Origin of the sequence: Schinkia azotoformans, assembly GCF_035811335.1 — a bacterium.
Taxonomy (GTDB): Bacteria; Bacillota; Bacilli; order Bacillales; family Bacillaceae_J; genus Schinkia; species Schinkia azotoformans.
Genome location: NZ_JARSMD010000002.1, coordinates 82,938 through 99,256, shown reverse-complemented (window position 1 = coordinate 99,256; position 16,319 = coordinate 82,938). Strand labels below are relative to the sequence as shown.

Sequence of the window (16,319 nt, the reverse complement as noted above, 5' to 3'; positions counted from 1 at the left end):
TAATTGCATTAAATTATGAATAATAATACATTACTTTAAGACTAACTTTCAGTAATGGTAATTGACTTTTTATTTTTGTAAACTGTCTGAAATCCAAAATACTCAGGAAATTCGTTAAAGTATTCCACTTCCTTGATTCTTAAAGGTAGTGGTGGATGTGTCGATAAGATATCATTTAACCAAATAAAAAAACCAGTCTCTCTTTTATGGTTTATTTTAAAATCTTCGACATTTACGTCCATAAATAGTGTTTTTCCAACTGCTAATATTAATAATGCATTAACAGAAGCTTTTGCATTTCCAATATAAGCAGTTGCAAATCGATCACATGTATATTCACAAGCACGACTATATGCATTCCCAAGAAAGGGGATCCACATAGCAGGTAGAATTAATGAATTCTTAGTAATATGATTTCGTTGAATATGTGCAAGTTCATGTGCAATGATAAAGTTTAACTCATCATCATGTTTGTCCTTCGTTATTTCAACAATTTCAGAGTAAAGAACAATAAAATTCCGACCAAAGAAACGTGTTGCAAAAGCATTTAGTAAACCATCTGATTGAATAATAAAAACATCAGGAATATCCCTAATTCCCATTTTTGCTGATATCTCTTGAACCTTTTTATTAATATTGGGGAATTGATATTCAGATATTTTGACACCATTTGATCGAATTTGTGCAAGGGCAAGGCCATGAAGGATAACAGTAATTAAAATACCAATAAGAATATATACTATCCCAATTACAGAGATAATAAGCGATAAATACATAATAATACTAATTACTAGACAAATAGTATAATATGTTTTTTCATTAGCATGAATTAACTTTTCCATCATAACTCCTACTTAATCCAAAGTCGCAGCTGCTTCATTCATTTTTGCTTTTTTCATCAGTTGAATATCTTGGATGATATTCATCTCTATCTTTTCATTTTCTTGTCTAATCATACCACTTATCAAAAATAAATCGATCAATGCCCAAATACCTAGACCGCCCAATGTTAATGTCTGCGCTATTGCTGTACCGGTTCTACCTAAGTAATAACGATGTCCTCCTAATGAACCTAGGAAAAACCATAATAGCCAAGTAACAACCACCTGTTTTTGGCGTTTTTCCATTTCCGATGAAAGCATTTGCAGTTCTTGACTTGTGAGTTCTTGCTTGGATAGCATATTTTGCATAAAAATTCCTCCTAATTTAATGGTAAATACTATTAAATTTTATATCAATCAAATGGAAAATTCCACATAAAATGTGATTATGTGTAAAAATTGAGTAAAAAATGTAGTTTTATAGTATTTGTTAACGTTTTTGTATAGATTTCTCTAGGAAAGAAGCAAATGAACCGCCCCTAAATTAGTTCTGGGTGCCTGTGACCACACGAAAATTATCGAAATTTGCAGGGTTGATAAAATCAATAATTATTTGTTAAAAGGAACAAGAGGGAGTAGTACTCCTTGTCCCATGATTACTAAAATCTTAGGATGCACCTGGCTGTTCGTTGCATTTACTTTTCTAGTACATAGTAATTTCGTTTAATGTTATTTGCTGACCACTTTAAAATTTATGATGGAAAATGAAATGTGTCAGTTTGATAAAAGAAAAGCAATTATAGGATTATGCATAAAAATAGTTTTTTTGGAAGGTACACCCTATTCCTTGTCGAATATTTATGAATAATGAGGAGATTTTAGTTTTCTACGGGGAAAGAGGTGTAGCTTGTGAATATTGCCAAATTTAAAGTTCAGCCTAGAGTTGTTTATTTGCTTAGTAATCAATACAGGTCCTCGGAACAAGCATTGAAGGAATTGGTAGATAATGCTTGGGATGCTGATGCTGAGCATGTACATATTACAATTCCAATGGAACTTTTCTCTACAGAATCGATAATCATTTAAGATGATGGTGTAGGAATGAGTGCCAATCAAGTAATAAATGACTATTTAAACATTGCTTACAACCGAAGACCCCGAAAGGGTGAACTAACCCCATTTAAGAAAAGAAAAGTACGAGGACATAAGGGAATAGGTAAATTTGCTGGTCTAGTTGCAGCTAGTCAAATGGAAGTACAGACTACTCACAATAAGATCACATCCACACTAGTGATTAATAAAGACGATCTGTATAACTATGATAATGATCTTGAAGAACTTAATATTGAGGTTATTTCGAGGGCATCTGATAATCCTAGTGGAACCAAAATTATTCTTTCAGGTTTAAATCAAACCCTTAATCTGCCATCTATTGAAAAATTGCGCGAATTGCTCATTTTTGAATTTGGGCGTCAGCCGGACTTCTGCATTTATATTAATGAGGAAAAGGTTACCTTTGAAGATATTCAGGGAACAAAAAAGGCTTTCACAAAAAGGTTGAATGAGACTGGGAATATAACTGTATCCTTAGTCATTTCTGATCAGAAAAAGAGTCTTAAAAATCCGGGACTAATTATTCGGGTTGGAGGCAGAGTTATTGGAGAACCAACGTTTTTTGGATTAGAGCATGAATCTTTAGTTCCAAAGAAATTTTTAAATCGTATATATGGAGAGATTGAAGCAGATGGATTAATAGAAGCGGTTAATTCAGGCTGGGATTATATTTATAAAAACAGCAAAGGATATGCAGAATTAACAAGTTTTATGAAGAGATTTTTAATAGAAGAACTTAAAAGTAAATTCAAAGATGAAACAATCGAATTGGAAAATGAAATTCTACATGAATGAATACTGGGATATCATGAAAAAAATTGAAGAGGCAAGTGCAAAGGATGTTGATTCATTGGCCACAGCACTCAATATCTTCGGTATTATGGAACTGTCTAATGTAGCTAAACAAGCTCAAAAAAGAATTGAGTTTTTGGGACACTTAAATCAACTTATATCTAATCCAAAGACCTTAGAAAAAGAAATGCATATTGCGTTGGAAAATAATTTGTGGATATTCGGAATTAAGTATTCAATGAAGGCATCAAATGAAACCTTGAAAAATGTGATCTCAAATTACTGTCAGCAGAAGTTCAAAGGTAGTAGAGCGAATAAAAGACCGGATCTTTTGCTTGCCAATGATATTTTAAATAACTATCTAATTATTGAATTTAAAAGACCCTCAAAATATATAAAATTCATTCAATCCTTGGATTTGTTAAGTGAGGCACAAAGGGTATGGTTGCAGCATATAATACCAATTCGTAGACAGAAAATATTAGAGTGGTTTGGAAAGGAGGAAGAAAATTATGAGTAATGTTCATACACTGCTAGTTGTGTGGCAAAATAAAAATAATCGTCTGTATTATCATATTGGGACTCTTTCTTATTATAATAATCAGTACGAATTTACTTACACGCATTCAGAACAAGGCGGGCGAAAGTTAGGTGATGCAATAAAAAACGGTTATATACATCATCCGGCTTTTCCTAATCCTAGTAAGGTTTATCGATCAAATACTCTTTTTCCTGCTTTTGATCGCCGATTACCTTCAAATGACCGTTCGGATTTTAAAGCAATTCTATCTGATTTAGGTTTAGATGAAAGGTCTACGAAGATGGATTTGCTTCAACAAACTCGTGGTCGACTAGCGAGCGATACGTATTCTTTTGAACAACCTCTTCGACTTGAAAAGGATGGAAAACTACATTCTAGTTTCTTTGTTCACGGAATGCGTCATCGGAATTTACCGGATCAATGGTATTTATGGTTAGCTAAAAGTGATTCGCTAAAATTAATACCTGAGCCTACTAATAACTATGATCCTAACGCTGTAGGCATTTACACTCAAAGTGGGAAACATCTTGGATACGTACCTAATTTTTATAGTAAGGCTGTCTTTTCATTATTGGAAAATGGGGCTGCCCCTTCTGTTAGAGTGGTCTATCTTAATGAAAAGTCAACCCCTCATTGGTGGTTAAAAGTGGACTTTCAATGTGAGATCCCTTCCCTACAAGGTACCACATCTGATGAATTAATCCCTGTTATGCAATGAAAGCGAAGAAGTAAAGATGTAATTTTTTTGCCTCTTTTTCGAGATGTCAGATGTCTTGTTTTGGGAAAAATATTGGTTAAAAAAGAAGTCAACTTATGTTAAAATATATTCAAAAATGAATTCGGGGTACACTTTATGAAAAAAATTATTTTATCAATCCTGCTATTACTAGTTTTAGCTGGTGGGGGAACGGCCTATTATTTTCTGAAAGTAAAAACATATGATATAAGTCAGGATGCTAAGCTTCAAGAAATTGTTGCTGATGAGGATTATGACATTGTCCTGCCACCACAGGACTCCCCAATAGAAGCGACTGATCCGCAAACAGAGAACGGCGGTGTTTCCGAACAAGCGCCAAATGACGATAGCAACCCCACTTCAACTAACAGTACTGCAAAACCAGGGGTGACAGCGGAAACGATAAAAGGTAAATATCGACCATCCTTTGAAAGTTTAGAGTCTCAAGCCAATGGGAAAATTAATGCTTTAGTAGGTCGGGCTATAGGTGAGTATAAGGAAAAAAAGGCAAGTGGCGAAAAGATTTCTTATAGCTATTTTTTAAGTAAATATAAAACAGCTGGTGAAGCATTGGAAGCGAAGACAGACCAAGCGTTTAATAAACTCTATGGTGCCTTGCAAGAAGATTTGAAAGCTCATGGCTTCGACCCAAATGAAGCAGCAGAATTCCGCAGCGCCTATGAAGCTGAAAAAAAAGCAAGACGAAATGCCTTGCTTTCAAGCGCAATGGAGAAAATGTAAGGAACATGGGTGCGGTGATGGAACAAGCGAACCGCCCCCATGTTCCATCCTAGAATATCCCCAAAAACTTCTTCTTTTTAATTCGTTCCGGTTGTCCGGCATAAACCGTTTGATTACGCACTACAAGCTCGGCATTTTCTTGAAAATAGAAGCGGGCTTCTATCCCATATTCTTTTTCTACAACCTCATATGCTTCTCTAAGTTTAAATGAACGTGAAGTAACATTATGGGCGTCTGAAGCTATAAAATGGGCCATTTGTGCTTCGATTAATTCGAACGTAAACTTTTGAATTTTTTTTCCGAAATGTCCCGTAGCGGATGAGGCTGTTACTTGTGTTAAGATCCCTTTTTCAACAAGATGATAAAGGGTATCTGGATGACTAATAATTTCCGAATTTCGTTCTGGATGAACGATAATTGGTTTTAATCCTTTCACTTGCAAGTCAAAGAGCAGGCGTCCCGTGTATCTTGGGACATGACTTGAGGGTAACTCAATTAAAATATAGGATGTGTCCGCAATGGTTTGAAGCATGCCTGCGTCATAATCCTCGGAAATCTCTCCAAAAATACGGTTTTCCTGTCCTGGCTGGACGACGATATCGATTCCTTCCGCTTTTAATCTATCATTATAGGTTTGTACGTTTCGAATGATGGTTTGTTTAGGATTTTCATAGCTTCCGTTTTTATGATGGGGTGTTGCAATGATTGTTTTGATGCCTGTTTCAGCTGCATGTCTTGCCATTTCAAGACTAGCTTCGATTGTTTTTGGTCCATCATCAATATTCGGTAGGATATGACAGTGTAAGTCTATCATCATCTATTCCTCCAGTATTAAAAAAATAAGTGGGACAAGGAACCTGTCCCTCGTCCCACTACTTGTTTCCATAATAGTAGTAATAATTGCTTTGTTTTTGATCTTTATGATTTAAGACTGCGCCTAATAGTTTTGCCCTTGAATTCTTTAATAACTCTGTTGCTTTGATTGCCATATCATATTCTGTTTGGCCGCTTTTTGTAACGAGGACGACACCGTCTGCAAGATTTGCAAGTATTTGAGCATCGGTAACAGCTAATACTGGTGGTGAATCGATGATAATGATGTCAAATTGCTCCGCCACATGTTCAAGAAGCTTTTTCATTGCATCGGATCCAAGCATTTCGGCAGGATTAGGCGGAATCGGTCCACATGTTAAAACGCTTAAATGCTCAACTTCAGAGCTTTTGATTGCTGCATCACAAGCTGATTGTCCGGTTAAAATATTTGTTAAACCAATCGTATTATCAAGCTGAAATGTATAATGTACGGTAGGTTTACGTAAATCACCATCAATTAATAAAACTTTTTTATTCTGCTGTGCAAAGACTACAGCGAGATTGGCGGTAGTTGTTGATTTTCCCTCACCGGGTCCGGCTGATGTAACAACAATGGTTTTATAACTTTTATCTACCGCTGAAAATTCTATATTTGTGCGGATTGTTCGATATTGTTCAGAGATTGGTGATTTCTTATCAAAATGAGTGATTAAACTACGAAATTTGCTATTTGTCGTGTTTAGCTTTTTCTTCCGTCTAAGATTCAACTTTTTCACTTCCAATCTTTGCAGCAAAGGCTGGCTGCTGTCGTTTATTCTCCTCTGCGTCTAAATTAATAACTGTAATAATCCCAAGAACCGGGATATCAAGAATTTTAGTAATGTCTTGTTCAGACTTAATTGTATTATCTAAATATTCGAGTAAGAAGGCAATACCAACACCGGCCATTAATCCGACAACAATAGCGATTGCAATATTCAACACCGGCTGTGGTTTGATTGGTGATGGGTTTTCACCAACAGTGGCTTTTGCAAGAATATTTACGTTATTAACATTCATAATTTTAACAATTTCCCGTTGAAAGACAGTTGCTGTTGTGTTGGCAATTTTTGCTGCTAATTCAGGATCAGGGTCTTGGACAGTAATGGAAACAACCTGTGATTGGTTTTGACTTGCCACAGTGATTTGATTATTCAATTGATCATATGAGTGATCAAGCGCTAATTCCTCTATAACTTTATCCAAAATCGCTGGACTTTTAATGATGACATTATACGTATTAATAATCTCAAGATTGCTACGGATAGCATTTACGTCATACACAGCCTGATCATTACGAGACTGATTGACTAGAATCTGGGTAGAAGATTGATAGATTGGCGTTAATACAAAAAAACTTATGATAGCACTTGCAATTGCAGCAACACTTGTTATCGAAATAATTAACCAAATCCGTTTTTTCAACGTTTGGAAAATTTCTATTAAACTAATCTCTTCCATCGTTTCCTTCATTTTATTTCCTCCATGCTTATTTTTCAAAAAACTAGTTGTAATTATAACATACTCTCTACTGATTATATTATAAATCTTGGATTTTTCTATAGATGGTAGGTTGTTTTTCAATAAAATTATTAGAAGTAGTTTTTACAGGTGTACTATTCTAAATTATAAAGTGATTTAATTTGACAAGTATCGACAAGGTAAAATACATAAAAAGTAGGTCTAAATACCCGTTTGTTAACCAAAATTATACATCTTATTGACCATTAAATATAATGCGAGTAAAATAATTACTCAGGTATTGTAAAAATTCGTAAGATTTTAAAAGGGTATGGTGTATTTTGTTAGATATTTTGATTACTTCCAAAACTAGAGTGAAGTTGTTGGTTAAGTTTTTTGGAAATCCAAACACAAAAAGCTACTTGCGAGAACTGGCAGATGAATTCGGTGATTCGACCAACTCAATTCGCATCGAATTGAATCGAATGGTAGAAACGGGCCTTCTTAATGTTTGGTCTGAGGAGCCCTACAAAGTCTATCAAGCTAATAAACAACATGAGTATTTTACGGATATACATAATATAGTTTTGAAGATGATTAATAAGAGATGCACATAAGTCTGTTTTCGGTAATGTCTCCTCGCCGTTATCAATGGGGGCACTCGGTCATGCTGTGGGTCAATAGAATCAGTACCTTAGACGCGGGTCGTCGCTAGTGTGATGTGAGGCGGGGTTAGATGCCCTTACTTATAAATGAAGATTCTCGATAGGCTGTTTTTGTTTAAAGCAATTTATCTAGAGTCTTTATTTCGCTAATGTGAAAATAGGGGGGGATGGTTGGTGTCGTATCGAAAACGGGTATTATTTTTGGTGACAATTGATTCAATTATCGTATTAACTGCAATCTTTTTCAGCCAGTACATACTTGATACGAAGAATGTATTTACACCTTTTTTGTTTGTGACGGCTTTTTCATTATTGATTGGTCATCATATATTTGCTTATATTTTTAAACTTTATAAAAAAGTTTGGCAGTATGCGAGTATTGGAGAATTAATCGGTATTTTTAAGGCGATCACATGGACGATTGTATTTGCAGGGATTGTGCAAGGGGTTATTTTCCATGATGTTTATTTTCGGGCGCTTGCAATCACTTGGATGCTTCATATGTTATTGATAGGTGGGGCAAGATTTTCTTGGCGTCTCTATCGTGACACATATGTGAAGCAAAATGCAAATAAAAAGCGGACGCTTGTGGTTGGGGCGGGAGCTGCTGGAACGATGGTTGTAAGACAGCTACAGCATAATAATGAAGCAGAACTGTTGCCGGTTGCCTTTATTGATGACGATAATCATAAGCACAATCTGGAGATTTTAGGTGTGCCCGTTGTGGGTGGGATCGAATGTATTGAAAGTGTTGTGAAGGAAAAAGAAATAACAAATATCGTGATTGCGATTCCTTCTTTAAGTAAGAAAGAATTAAATAAGATTTTCCAAGAATGCTCGAAGACAAGGGCAAAAACGCAAATCTTGCCGATGATTGAAGATTTAATGAGTGGGAAAGTTTCGGTCAATCAGTTTCGGGATGTTCAAGTGGAGGATTTGCTTGGAAGAGAGCCTGTCCAGCTAGATTCAGAAAGTATCGTTGATACAATTAGCGGAAAGACAGTGCTAGTAACGGGTGCTGGCGGTTCGATAGGTTCGGAGATTTGTCGACAAATTGCTAACTTCAATCCTAGTAAACTCATTTTGGTCGGCCATGGCGAAAATAGTATTTATTCGATTGATATGGAATTAAGGCAAAGCTTTTCTGGGAAGATTGAAATTATCCCTGTTATTGGCGATATCCAAGATCGGGCACGAATTTTTTCAGTTATGGAAATGTACAAGCCTGATGTGGTTTATCATGCAGCAGCCCATAAACATGTGCCATTGATGGAATATAATCCGGTCGAAGCGGTTAAGAATAATATATTTGGAACAAAAAATGTAGCGGAGGCTGCGGATACCTTTAGTGTCAAAACGTTTGTAATGATTTCGTCTGACAAGGCGGTTAATCCAACAAATGTAATGGGAGCAACAAAGCGATTTGCAGAATTAATCGTGCAGCAGATGGCAAAACAAAGCCAGACAAAGTTTGTAGCTGTACGATTTGGGAATGTACTAGGGAGCCGTGGAAGTGTTATTCCACTCTTTAAAAAGCAAATTCAAGCAGGCGGTCCGGTTACCGTTACTGATCCTGAGATGACTCGCTATTTTATGACAATTCCGGAAGCATCACGATTGGTGATTCAGGCGGGAACATTGGCGCGTGGTGGCGAAATCTTTGTTCTTGATATGGGTGAACCGGTGAAAATTGTTGATTTAGCGAAGAATTTGATCAAGTTGTCCGGGTACTCCGTTGATGAGATCGGGATAGAATATACAGGATTACGGCCTGGAGAGAAGATGTTTGAAGAACTATTGAATGAAAATGAGGTCCATAAGAAGCAGGTGTTTCCGAAGATTCATATTGGCAAGGCTGTAGTGATTGAGCGGAGAGTCTTGGATTATTTTATGGAGAATTATGAGCAGATGAATGCGGTTGAAGTTAAAGATTATTTATTGATGGTAGCAAATAATCGGGTTGAAGAAGAGGCGTTTTTGGAGTTGGTTGGGAGTTAGTGGAACACTAGAACCGTCCCTGTGTTCCAGTATAAAATCTTGTAATCTTGTATAGACTAGTAACAATTGGAGTAATGATGATAAAATAGGAATAAGTATTGTATGAAAAGGTGGTGGGATCAATGGAGCAGTCTTGGGTGTTATCCATTCGTGACTTTGGAAAAATTAAGAGTGGTGAGATTGAAATTGCCCCATTCATGTTATTTGTTGGTGAAAATAATAGCGGTAAAAGCTATGTGATGTCGCTGTTGTGGGGCGTGTTAACAGAGGCGCGCAAACTGTTTCCAAATGATCCTCCTAGTAGTCAAGCGTATCGAGAGGTTGATCGGCTTATTGCCGCTTCTACTGGGCAGTCAACTCAGCTTGATAATGAAAAAGCAAAGATCTTCATTAACTGGTTTAATGATATATTGCGAGTGAAAAAAAATGAATTAACGAAACGTATTTTTCAAAGAAAAATAGATATAGGGACACTCAGCATTGAACAGTTTCGCCGTTCTAGACCATTGGAATTGAAATTTGATCATAAAGAATCGATCGAAGGAACGAGATATTCTAGCGGGCAACATTATGTGCGAATCCCATATTCTGACCGGAGCAAAGAGCTCGCTACAGAGCGGTATCGAATGGCGAAATATATTACGTGGAAATTATTAATGGATCAATTAAGTTCTCCGTTATATCCTGCAGGAGAACGCACGTCAATGAAGTCGCGGGCAATTGGAGAAGCTCTTTATTTACCAGCGTCACGTACTGGGTTTATGTTGGCCTATAAAACTCTTGTGCAAGAGATGATGGAACAGGCTATTGATGGTGATGTTGAGAGTGCGAATTTACAATTCACACTCCCTGTATACCGCTTTTTGCAAGGGTTGATTCGGTTGGATGAGGGCACGTCATCAGCTTATGAAGATATTGGGGAATTTATTGAAGAACAGATTCTTCAAGGAACGATGGAACAAGAAAAAGGGATTATTCCTTCGTTTTTTTATCAGCCCCAAGGGAAAAAGAATAAGCTACCATTATTTATTACATCTTCCCTTGTTACAGAATTGTCTCCGCTCATTTTGTTTTTGAAGTCTAAAACAACATATAGGTCATTGTTCTTCGAAGAGGCAGAGGCACATCTTCATCCGCGGGTACAACGAATTCTTGCTATTGCATTGGTGAAGCTTGTCAATCGGAAAATGCCTGTTTGGCTAACAACACATAGTGATATTCTTTTTCAACAAGTTAATAACATGATGAAGTTAGCTGCTCACCCACGGAAAGAAGAATTAATGGCAGCAAGAGGTTATACTGAGGAGGATGTCCTTTATCCGGAGATGGTTCGAGCATATCAGTTTCAATCAAACAATAGACAAACGACCATTACAAGATTAATAGCAACTGAAAATGGGTTTCCGGCACAGACATTTAATAAAGTTATCCTAGATTTAAATGAAGAAACGTATGCTTTTCAAGTAGGTGATGAGGATGAATAATCTTCAATATTTCGTCGCTAATTTCTATGAGCAAAATGATAAAGGTTATGTAACGATCGTTGAAACGGAAAAACAAGGTGAAGCAGAGCTCACCGTTCATAGTGATAAACAAGCCATTTCTTTTCGCATTAAAGCCGGAAATGGCTTTACTTATTTGGCAATACCTAATACCCCAGATGGGTTGGTATTTGTGAAGGATGAAAACAATGATTGGAATCTTCATATTTTTGAATGTAAGAAAACCGTAACAGAAAAAAGTTGGGATAAGGCGAAAAAGCAGTTTGCTGGCGGTATTCTTAATGCGCATATGCTGAGAGGATTGCTTAATGTATCCGACTTTGCTTCGATTAAAGCGTACACCGTATTCAGGGAAGATAAATTACTGGAGAATACCCAAGACCCAAGTCTTCTTCGGCAGCCTGTCGGAGTTCGTATCAATAAACCTCGCTTTACAGATTGGAAAGAACCCAATCTATCAATTCTTTGGTATGGGAAGGTAGAGCATACTCCAATTCGATTGGATAGTAATGGAGTTGGGGAGTTTAGGCTAGAGTAAAAAATTAACCCATGTTTTACTAGATTGTTAAAGTATATATCGTGGAGGGAGAAATAGATGAAAAAGGTTAGAAAAGCGATTATTCCTGCTGCAGGGTTAGGAACAAGGTTTTTACCAGCAACAAAGGCACAGCCGAAGGAAATGTTGCCGATCGTAGATAAGCCAACGATTCAATATATTATTGAAGAAGCGGTTGCTTCTGGGATTGAGGATATTATTGTTGTAACGGGTAGAGGCAAACGGGCGATTGAGGACCATTTTGATAAGTCTTATGAATTGGAAGAGACTCTTGCTAAGAAAGAGAAATGGGATATTCTTGAAGAGGTGCAGGGGATTAGTAATCTTGCAAATATTCATTATATCAGACAGAAAGAGCCTAAAGGGCTTGGGCACGCGATTGCTTGTGCGAGTCGCTTTATTGGCGATGAGCCGTTTGCGGTGTTATTGGGGGATGATATTGTTCATTCACCGGGGAAGCCAGCATTAAGACAGTTGATTGATGTGTATGAGCGGTTTAATTCATCGGTTATTGGTGTACAGCAAGTTTCGGATGAGGATGTTTCGAAGTATGGGATTATATCGGTGAATAATGGTGAAATTGAAAAGGATGTTTTTCGGATTCATGATCTGGTGGAAAAGCCGAAACGTGAAGAGGCACCTTCTAATTATGCGATTATGGGGCGCTATATTTTAAGGCCGGAGATCTTTTATGTGCTTGATAATGTGAAGCCGGGTGCTGGTGGCGAGATTCAGTTAACGGATGCTATTAAGTTGTTGAATGAGCAGCAGATTGTCGTGGCCCATAATTTTGAAGGAGTACGTCATGATGTTGGGGATAAGTTTGGGTTTATTAGGGCTACGATTGAGTTTGCGCTTGAGAGAGAAGATTTGCGTGGGGATGTTTTGGAGTATTTGAGACGGGTTGTTGAGGTGGAAAAGGTTTTTTAGTTGGTTGGTTAAGGGGGGCCCTTTCGGGGCTTAACCCCTGATTACTTTGGCCTAACCAACCAATAACTAACCAACTAGTTTAATGCAAGCCATTCTAATGAAATGGAGGTGAGTTCTATTGAATTCCTATATCACCCAATATCAAACCCATCTTGATTATATTAAACAAGCACTGCGTAAAAATAAGATTTTCTTATTTGTTGGTGCAGGGTTATCTTTAAATGCAGAGAAGAAAACGGTGCAAACGAAGGAAAGGTTTAAATCGTGGCCAGAGTTTATTGAGCAATTAGGGGGAAAGATTTGGCCAGACTTATATGAAAATAATAAAGAAGAGTTTTTTCGGAGAATTTCAGGCGATCATTTAATGATTGCTCAATTATTCGAAGAAGAGTTTGGAAGAAATGCTTTTTATGAAGAACTGCTCGAGGCTGTGCCTTACAAACGCTACGTTCCATCAGCTATACATAAGAGACTCTTAGGTAAGAGCGGATGGACGGGCTTTATTACAACGAATCAAGATTGTTTGATTGAGAGTACACTTGATCAGCTCCATATCCATTATGATGTCGTCATCGATGATTTAGATATTGCGGCGAAAGAAGCGGCAACAAAAGTGTATAAGGTACATGGCACAATGGAACGGCCTTCTAGCATTATTTTTACAGAGGAGCAATATCGTACGTATGAACAATTGCATCCCCTTCTTTATGTAAAACTTAAAGCGATTTTTGCGGAATATCCCGTTGTTTTCATCGGCTTTAGTCTTTCGGATCCGAATTTCAAGCTCATTCACGGCTGGGTGAAAGACGTTTTAGGAACGGAATACCAACGTAAGGCCTATGCGTTTGTTTTTGAAGATAGTATTGATCCATATACGAGAAAATATTGGGAAAAGCGAAATATCATATTGATTCCGATGAAGGTGGATGCACAAAAAGGCAAGAAAGCATCCTTTTTCGAAGCTATCAATCAGTATATGGATTATTTTGAGGCGGAACCTGAAAAAAAGAAGATAAAGAATGAAAAAGATGGTAAGAAATTGTTAGCTCTATTGGAACAGAAGACGTGGAGCGATCGTGATGTCGAGGACGTTTCTAATCTGCTAGCGAGGTTGGGGGCGGATTTTGAAAGCAATGTAGAATATTTGCGTGATTTTATATATGGTTTAAGAGACAGCGGTCGATTGTCAACAGTAAATGAAAGTCAGCTTTTAAAAGTATTGGAATCTGTTTACCCGTTTGTGGGACCTGGATTTCAAATGACGAACCAATCGATTGTTCAAGAGTTGATTCAGGTCATAGAGGGAAATCCGAAGATGAATAGTGGTGACAAACTATTTCAATATTACTTGGAAAAGATCCTCAACTACTTAAATTACAGTGCGTCTGATAAAATAGAGAAGACGATTGAACATCTTATTGAGAAATACGAAAATATGCCGGCACAGTATAAAAATGAATTTTACTTTATATTAATTATTATCAATAAATTCAAATTGAACATAAATAATGTCTCGACCTACTTACAGAAAATCGAACAAAAGGATGTAAATATTCAATCGCTGAATCAAATGGGGCAAGCCCATGTGTATTTGGGAGAATATTCAACCGCTTTGCAATACTTTAATCGCGCGATTCAGCTCGCTGAACAAGCACAGGATGATTGGAATCTGTTTGTTGCCCTGCAATCTAAGCTTGATGTTCTTTCGCAGAATAGCAAACCATCTGAAAGGTCATACAGATCCGAGAAAAAGAAAGTGTATGAGAATTTAGATTCATTAAGGCAAAAGCTGAAAGAAACAAAAAATAGCCCATATGAAGAATTAATTAAATATGAAGGTTTGAGGAAAGAGTGGGTAGAGTACATCGAGTGGAAAAATCGTCTAAAGCCAAATCAAGAAGGCTTTAACTCACGAAAGATGGATACCTACTATACTATCTATCATGCTCTATTATTTCTTGAACAACATGGGTTGCCACCATCCTATTTTTCAAGCTCCAAATACGAATTGTTTGGTGAGGTTTGTCTGGAAAATGGGGAGGTTGTCGAAGCCGTTCGCTGGTTAACCTATTTCGGGCAAACTAAGCAAGTGGAACATTTATTTCAGCTTGAGCATCTGGCAGATTTACGAAAAGATGAAATTCAGGAAGCTTATCGCTATTTAACGAATAGTTTATATCAGATTAATATAAGACTAAAATTATTTCAGGAATTACAAATCTCCTCCACTTATATAAAATGGATGACGGTCATTACGAAATTATTGAATCGTTTCATTCACGTGCTGACCGATGAAGAAATGAGTAGGGTAGCGGAGCTTTGTTTTGACACGTTTACTGAGCTTAAGAGGTTAAAACTTAAGTATGATTATCAAATTCAAGAAAATATCATAAAAGCCACTATTGATGTCCATTATTACCTTAATAGAAAAGAAGATTGTGAAAAGGTTCTTTATTTTTTTGAGCAATGTTATCAAGATTTTAGATTATGGGGAAGCTTTTTGTCCTTTAATTGGAAAATGGCCAAAAACGGAGATCGTGATGCAATAAAAGATGAAATACTCGAGTGTTTTTTGAATGATTCATCTTCAATAGGTGCGGCTTTAGTTTATGATTGGCTAGATGCTGGACTATTGAGTGAAGCCCAACAACAATTTATTTTCAAAAAAATTTACGGCACCAATCCGCTAACTAGCAGAAATCCACTTACTGGAAGGGATAAATGGCTTGAAGGATCATTATTATTGTTGCCATTTTTCGAAGAAACGCTAGAAAAAGGTCAATGTTCAGCCATTATTCAAAGTGCCATTACTTTCCTAAGAACATCGACTTCGAGTATGGATGAAAGAACGGTTTATCAGTTGGCCAATGTTGTAGAGTTGATGGATGAGTCTGGGATTTTGGAATTAATGTGGATTTGTGAAGATAAAATAAAGCAATCCGAAACTGAGCGAAGCCGTCATGAGTTTATGCGGCCCTTTTCAACAATCGGGATGACAACAGCATATTTGACGTTTTTATTTAATGGCTATAAAAACAATGTAGTCGAGATGGGCCTGCTAAGAGAAAAGCTATTTGCATTTCCGCAATGGGGATATGGTGTCGGTCAAATTATAGAGTGTTTAGCAGATGAACCATCCTTCAAACGACAATTAGTCGACTATTTATCCGCGGGTGTGTTAAATAGTGAAACAAGACCAATCATGAGTGGTTTAGTTGGTTTCTATCTAAAGGGCACTTGCAAGCAGGAACCGCTTGATAGCGGGGGAATGCAGTTGCTAGAGCTTCTGTATATGAGTTTGCTAGATTCAAATATTGAGACGGGTAAAGGAGCATTGGCGGCGTTCACTGAGATTATCAGAGGTAGTGATAGTGATTCAATCGCTTGGCTCGATATCGGGAAGTTAATTACTTGGACGGAGTCCTATAAAGACAAACATCATATTCCATACTTAGTACACTTGGCGCATCTATATAGGTGTTTGAAACAAGTTGTAACGGATCAGGGGTTGCTGGTTAGGATAGATGAAGTGGTGGATGGGCTGAAAGAGTCACATTATAGTTCGGTAAGAGTTGTTTTTAAGGGGTAGTGGATAGGTGGTTAGTAGTTTG

Annotated in this window: 13 protein-coding genes and 1 pseudogene; 9 read left to right on the top strand and 5 right to left on the bottom strand. The window is 37.1% G+C overall.

From position 1 onward, the window contains the following. Nucleotides 1-41: 41 nt before the first annotated feature. Both P9E47_RS01885 and P9E47_RS01880 read right to left on the bottom strand, forming a co-directional pair. On the bottom strand, nt 42-842 hold the full coding sequence (locus P9E47_RS01885) for a M48 family metallopeptidase (protein ID WP_326162465.1): 801 nt from the start codon (nt 840-842) through the stop codon (nt 42-44). A 12-nt stretch (nt 843-854) separates the two neighbouring features. Beyond that, entirely contained in the window at nt 855-1,190 is a 336-nt protein-coding gene (locus tag P9E47_RS01880; RefSeq protein WP_326162464.1) for a TM2 domain-containing protein, read from the bottom strand. Between the two features lie 540 nt (nt 1,191-1,730). On the opposite strand from P9E47_RS01880, the pseudogene P9E47_RS01875 reads away from it, so the two are divergent. From P9E47_RS01875 to P9E47_RS01860, 4 genes and pseudogenes are all read left to right on the top strand, one after another. Next, nucleotides 1,731-2,729: pseudogene (locus P9E47_RS01875) on the top strand (ATP-binding protein). Further along, on the top strand, nt 2,722-3,246 hold the full coding sequence (locus P9E47_RS01870; RefSeq protein ID WP_326162462.1) for a VRR-NUC domain-containing protein: 525 nt from the start codon (nt 2,722-2,724) through the stop codon (nt 3,244-3,246). Before P9E47_RS01875 ends, P9E47_RS01870 begins: the two are co-directional and overlap by 8 nt. Next, nucleotides 3,239-3,985, top strand: a complete 747-nt coding sequence (locus P9E47_RS01865; RefSeq protein ID WP_326162461.1) for an HIRAN domain-containing protein — start codon at nt 3,239-3,241, stop codon at nt 3,983-3,985. The genes P9E47_RS01870 and P9E47_RS01865 overlap by 8 nt, the downstream gene beginning before the upstream one ends. A 135-nt stretch (nt 3,986-4,120) precedes the next feature. Beyond that, nucleotides 4,121-4,744 carry a hypothetical protein gene (locus P9E47_RS01860; RefSeq protein WP_003333284.1) on the top strand — a complete coding sequence of 208 codons (624 nt, stop codon included), beginning with the start codon at nt 4,121-4,123 and terminating at the stop codon, nt 4,742-4,744. Nucleotides 4,745-4,793: 49 nt separating this feature from the next. On the opposite strand, the gene P9E47_RS01855 is transcribed toward P9E47_RS01860, so the two are convergent. The 3 genes from P9E47_RS01855 to P9E47_RS01845 are packed head-to-tail and all read right to left on the bottom strand — an operon-like array spanning nt 4,794 to nt 7,069. After that, nucleotides 4,794-5,558 carry a tyrosine-protein phosphatase gene (locus P9E47_RS01855; RefSeq protein WP_326162499.1) on the bottom strand — a complete coding sequence of 255 codons (765 nt, stop codon included), beginning with the start codon at nt 5,556-5,558 and terminating at the stop codon, nt 4,794-4,796. A gap of 58 nt (nt 5,559-5,616) precedes the next feature. Then, on the bottom strand, nt 5,617-6,324 hold the full coding sequence (locus tag P9E47_RS01850; protein WP_326162460.1) for a CpsD/CapB family tyrosine-protein kinase: 708 nt from the start codon (nt 6,322-6,324) through the stop codon (nt 5,617-5,619). Further along, a complete protein-coding gene (locus P9E47_RS01845; RefSeq protein ID WP_407697159.1) occupies nt 6,314-7,069 on the bottom strand; it encodes a YveK family protein in 756 nt (251 codons plus the stop codon). The genes P9E47_RS01850 and P9E47_RS01845 overlap by 11 nt, the downstream gene beginning before the upstream one ends. Nucleotides 7,070-7,896: 827 nt before the next feature. On the opposite strand from P9E47_RS01845, the gene P9E47_RS01840 reads away from it, so the two are divergent. The 5 genes from P9E47_RS01840 to P9E47_RS01820 all read left to right on the top strand — a co-directional run bounded on the left by P9E47_RS01840 (nt 7,897) and on the right by P9E47_RS01820 (nt 16,297). After that, nucleotides 7,897-9,720, top strand: coding sequence for a polysaccharide biosynthesis protein (locus P9E47_RS01840; RefSeq protein WP_326162458.1), 1,824 nt, complete (start codon nt 7,897-7,899; stop codon nt 9,718-9,720). Between the two features lie 122 nt (nt 9,721-9,842). Next, nucleotides 9,843-11,204, top strand: coding sequence for an AAA family ATPase (locus tag P9E47_RS01835; protein WP_326162457.1), 1,362 nt, complete (start codon nt 9,843-9,845; stop codon nt 11,202-11,204). After that, nucleotides 11,197-11,760, top strand: a complete 564-nt coding sequence (locus P9E47_RS01830) for a hypothetical protein (RefSeq protein ID WP_326162456.1) — start codon at nt 11,197-11,199, stop codon at nt 11,758-11,760. Before P9E47_RS01835 ends, P9E47_RS01830 begins: the two co-directional genes overlap by 8 nt. A 57-nt stretch (nt 11,761-11,817) precedes the next feature. After that, nucleotides 11,818-12,708 (top strand): UTP--glucose-1-phosphate uridylyltransferase GalU, encoded by an 891-nt coding sequence (gene galU / locus P9E47_RS01825; RefSeq protein WP_326162455.1) that lies wholly within the window; start codon nt 11,818-11,820, stop codon nt 12,706-12,708. Nucleotides 12,709-12,826: 118 nt separating this feature from the next. Then, the gene (locus tag P9E47_RS01820) at nt 12,827-16,297 is read left to right on the top strand and encodes an SIR2 family protein (RefSeq protein ID WP_326162453.1); all 3,471 of its coding nucleotides are present in this window, start codon (nt 12,827-12,829) and stop codon (nt 16,295-16,297) included. Nucleotides 16,298-16,319 lie beyond the last annotated feature (22 nt).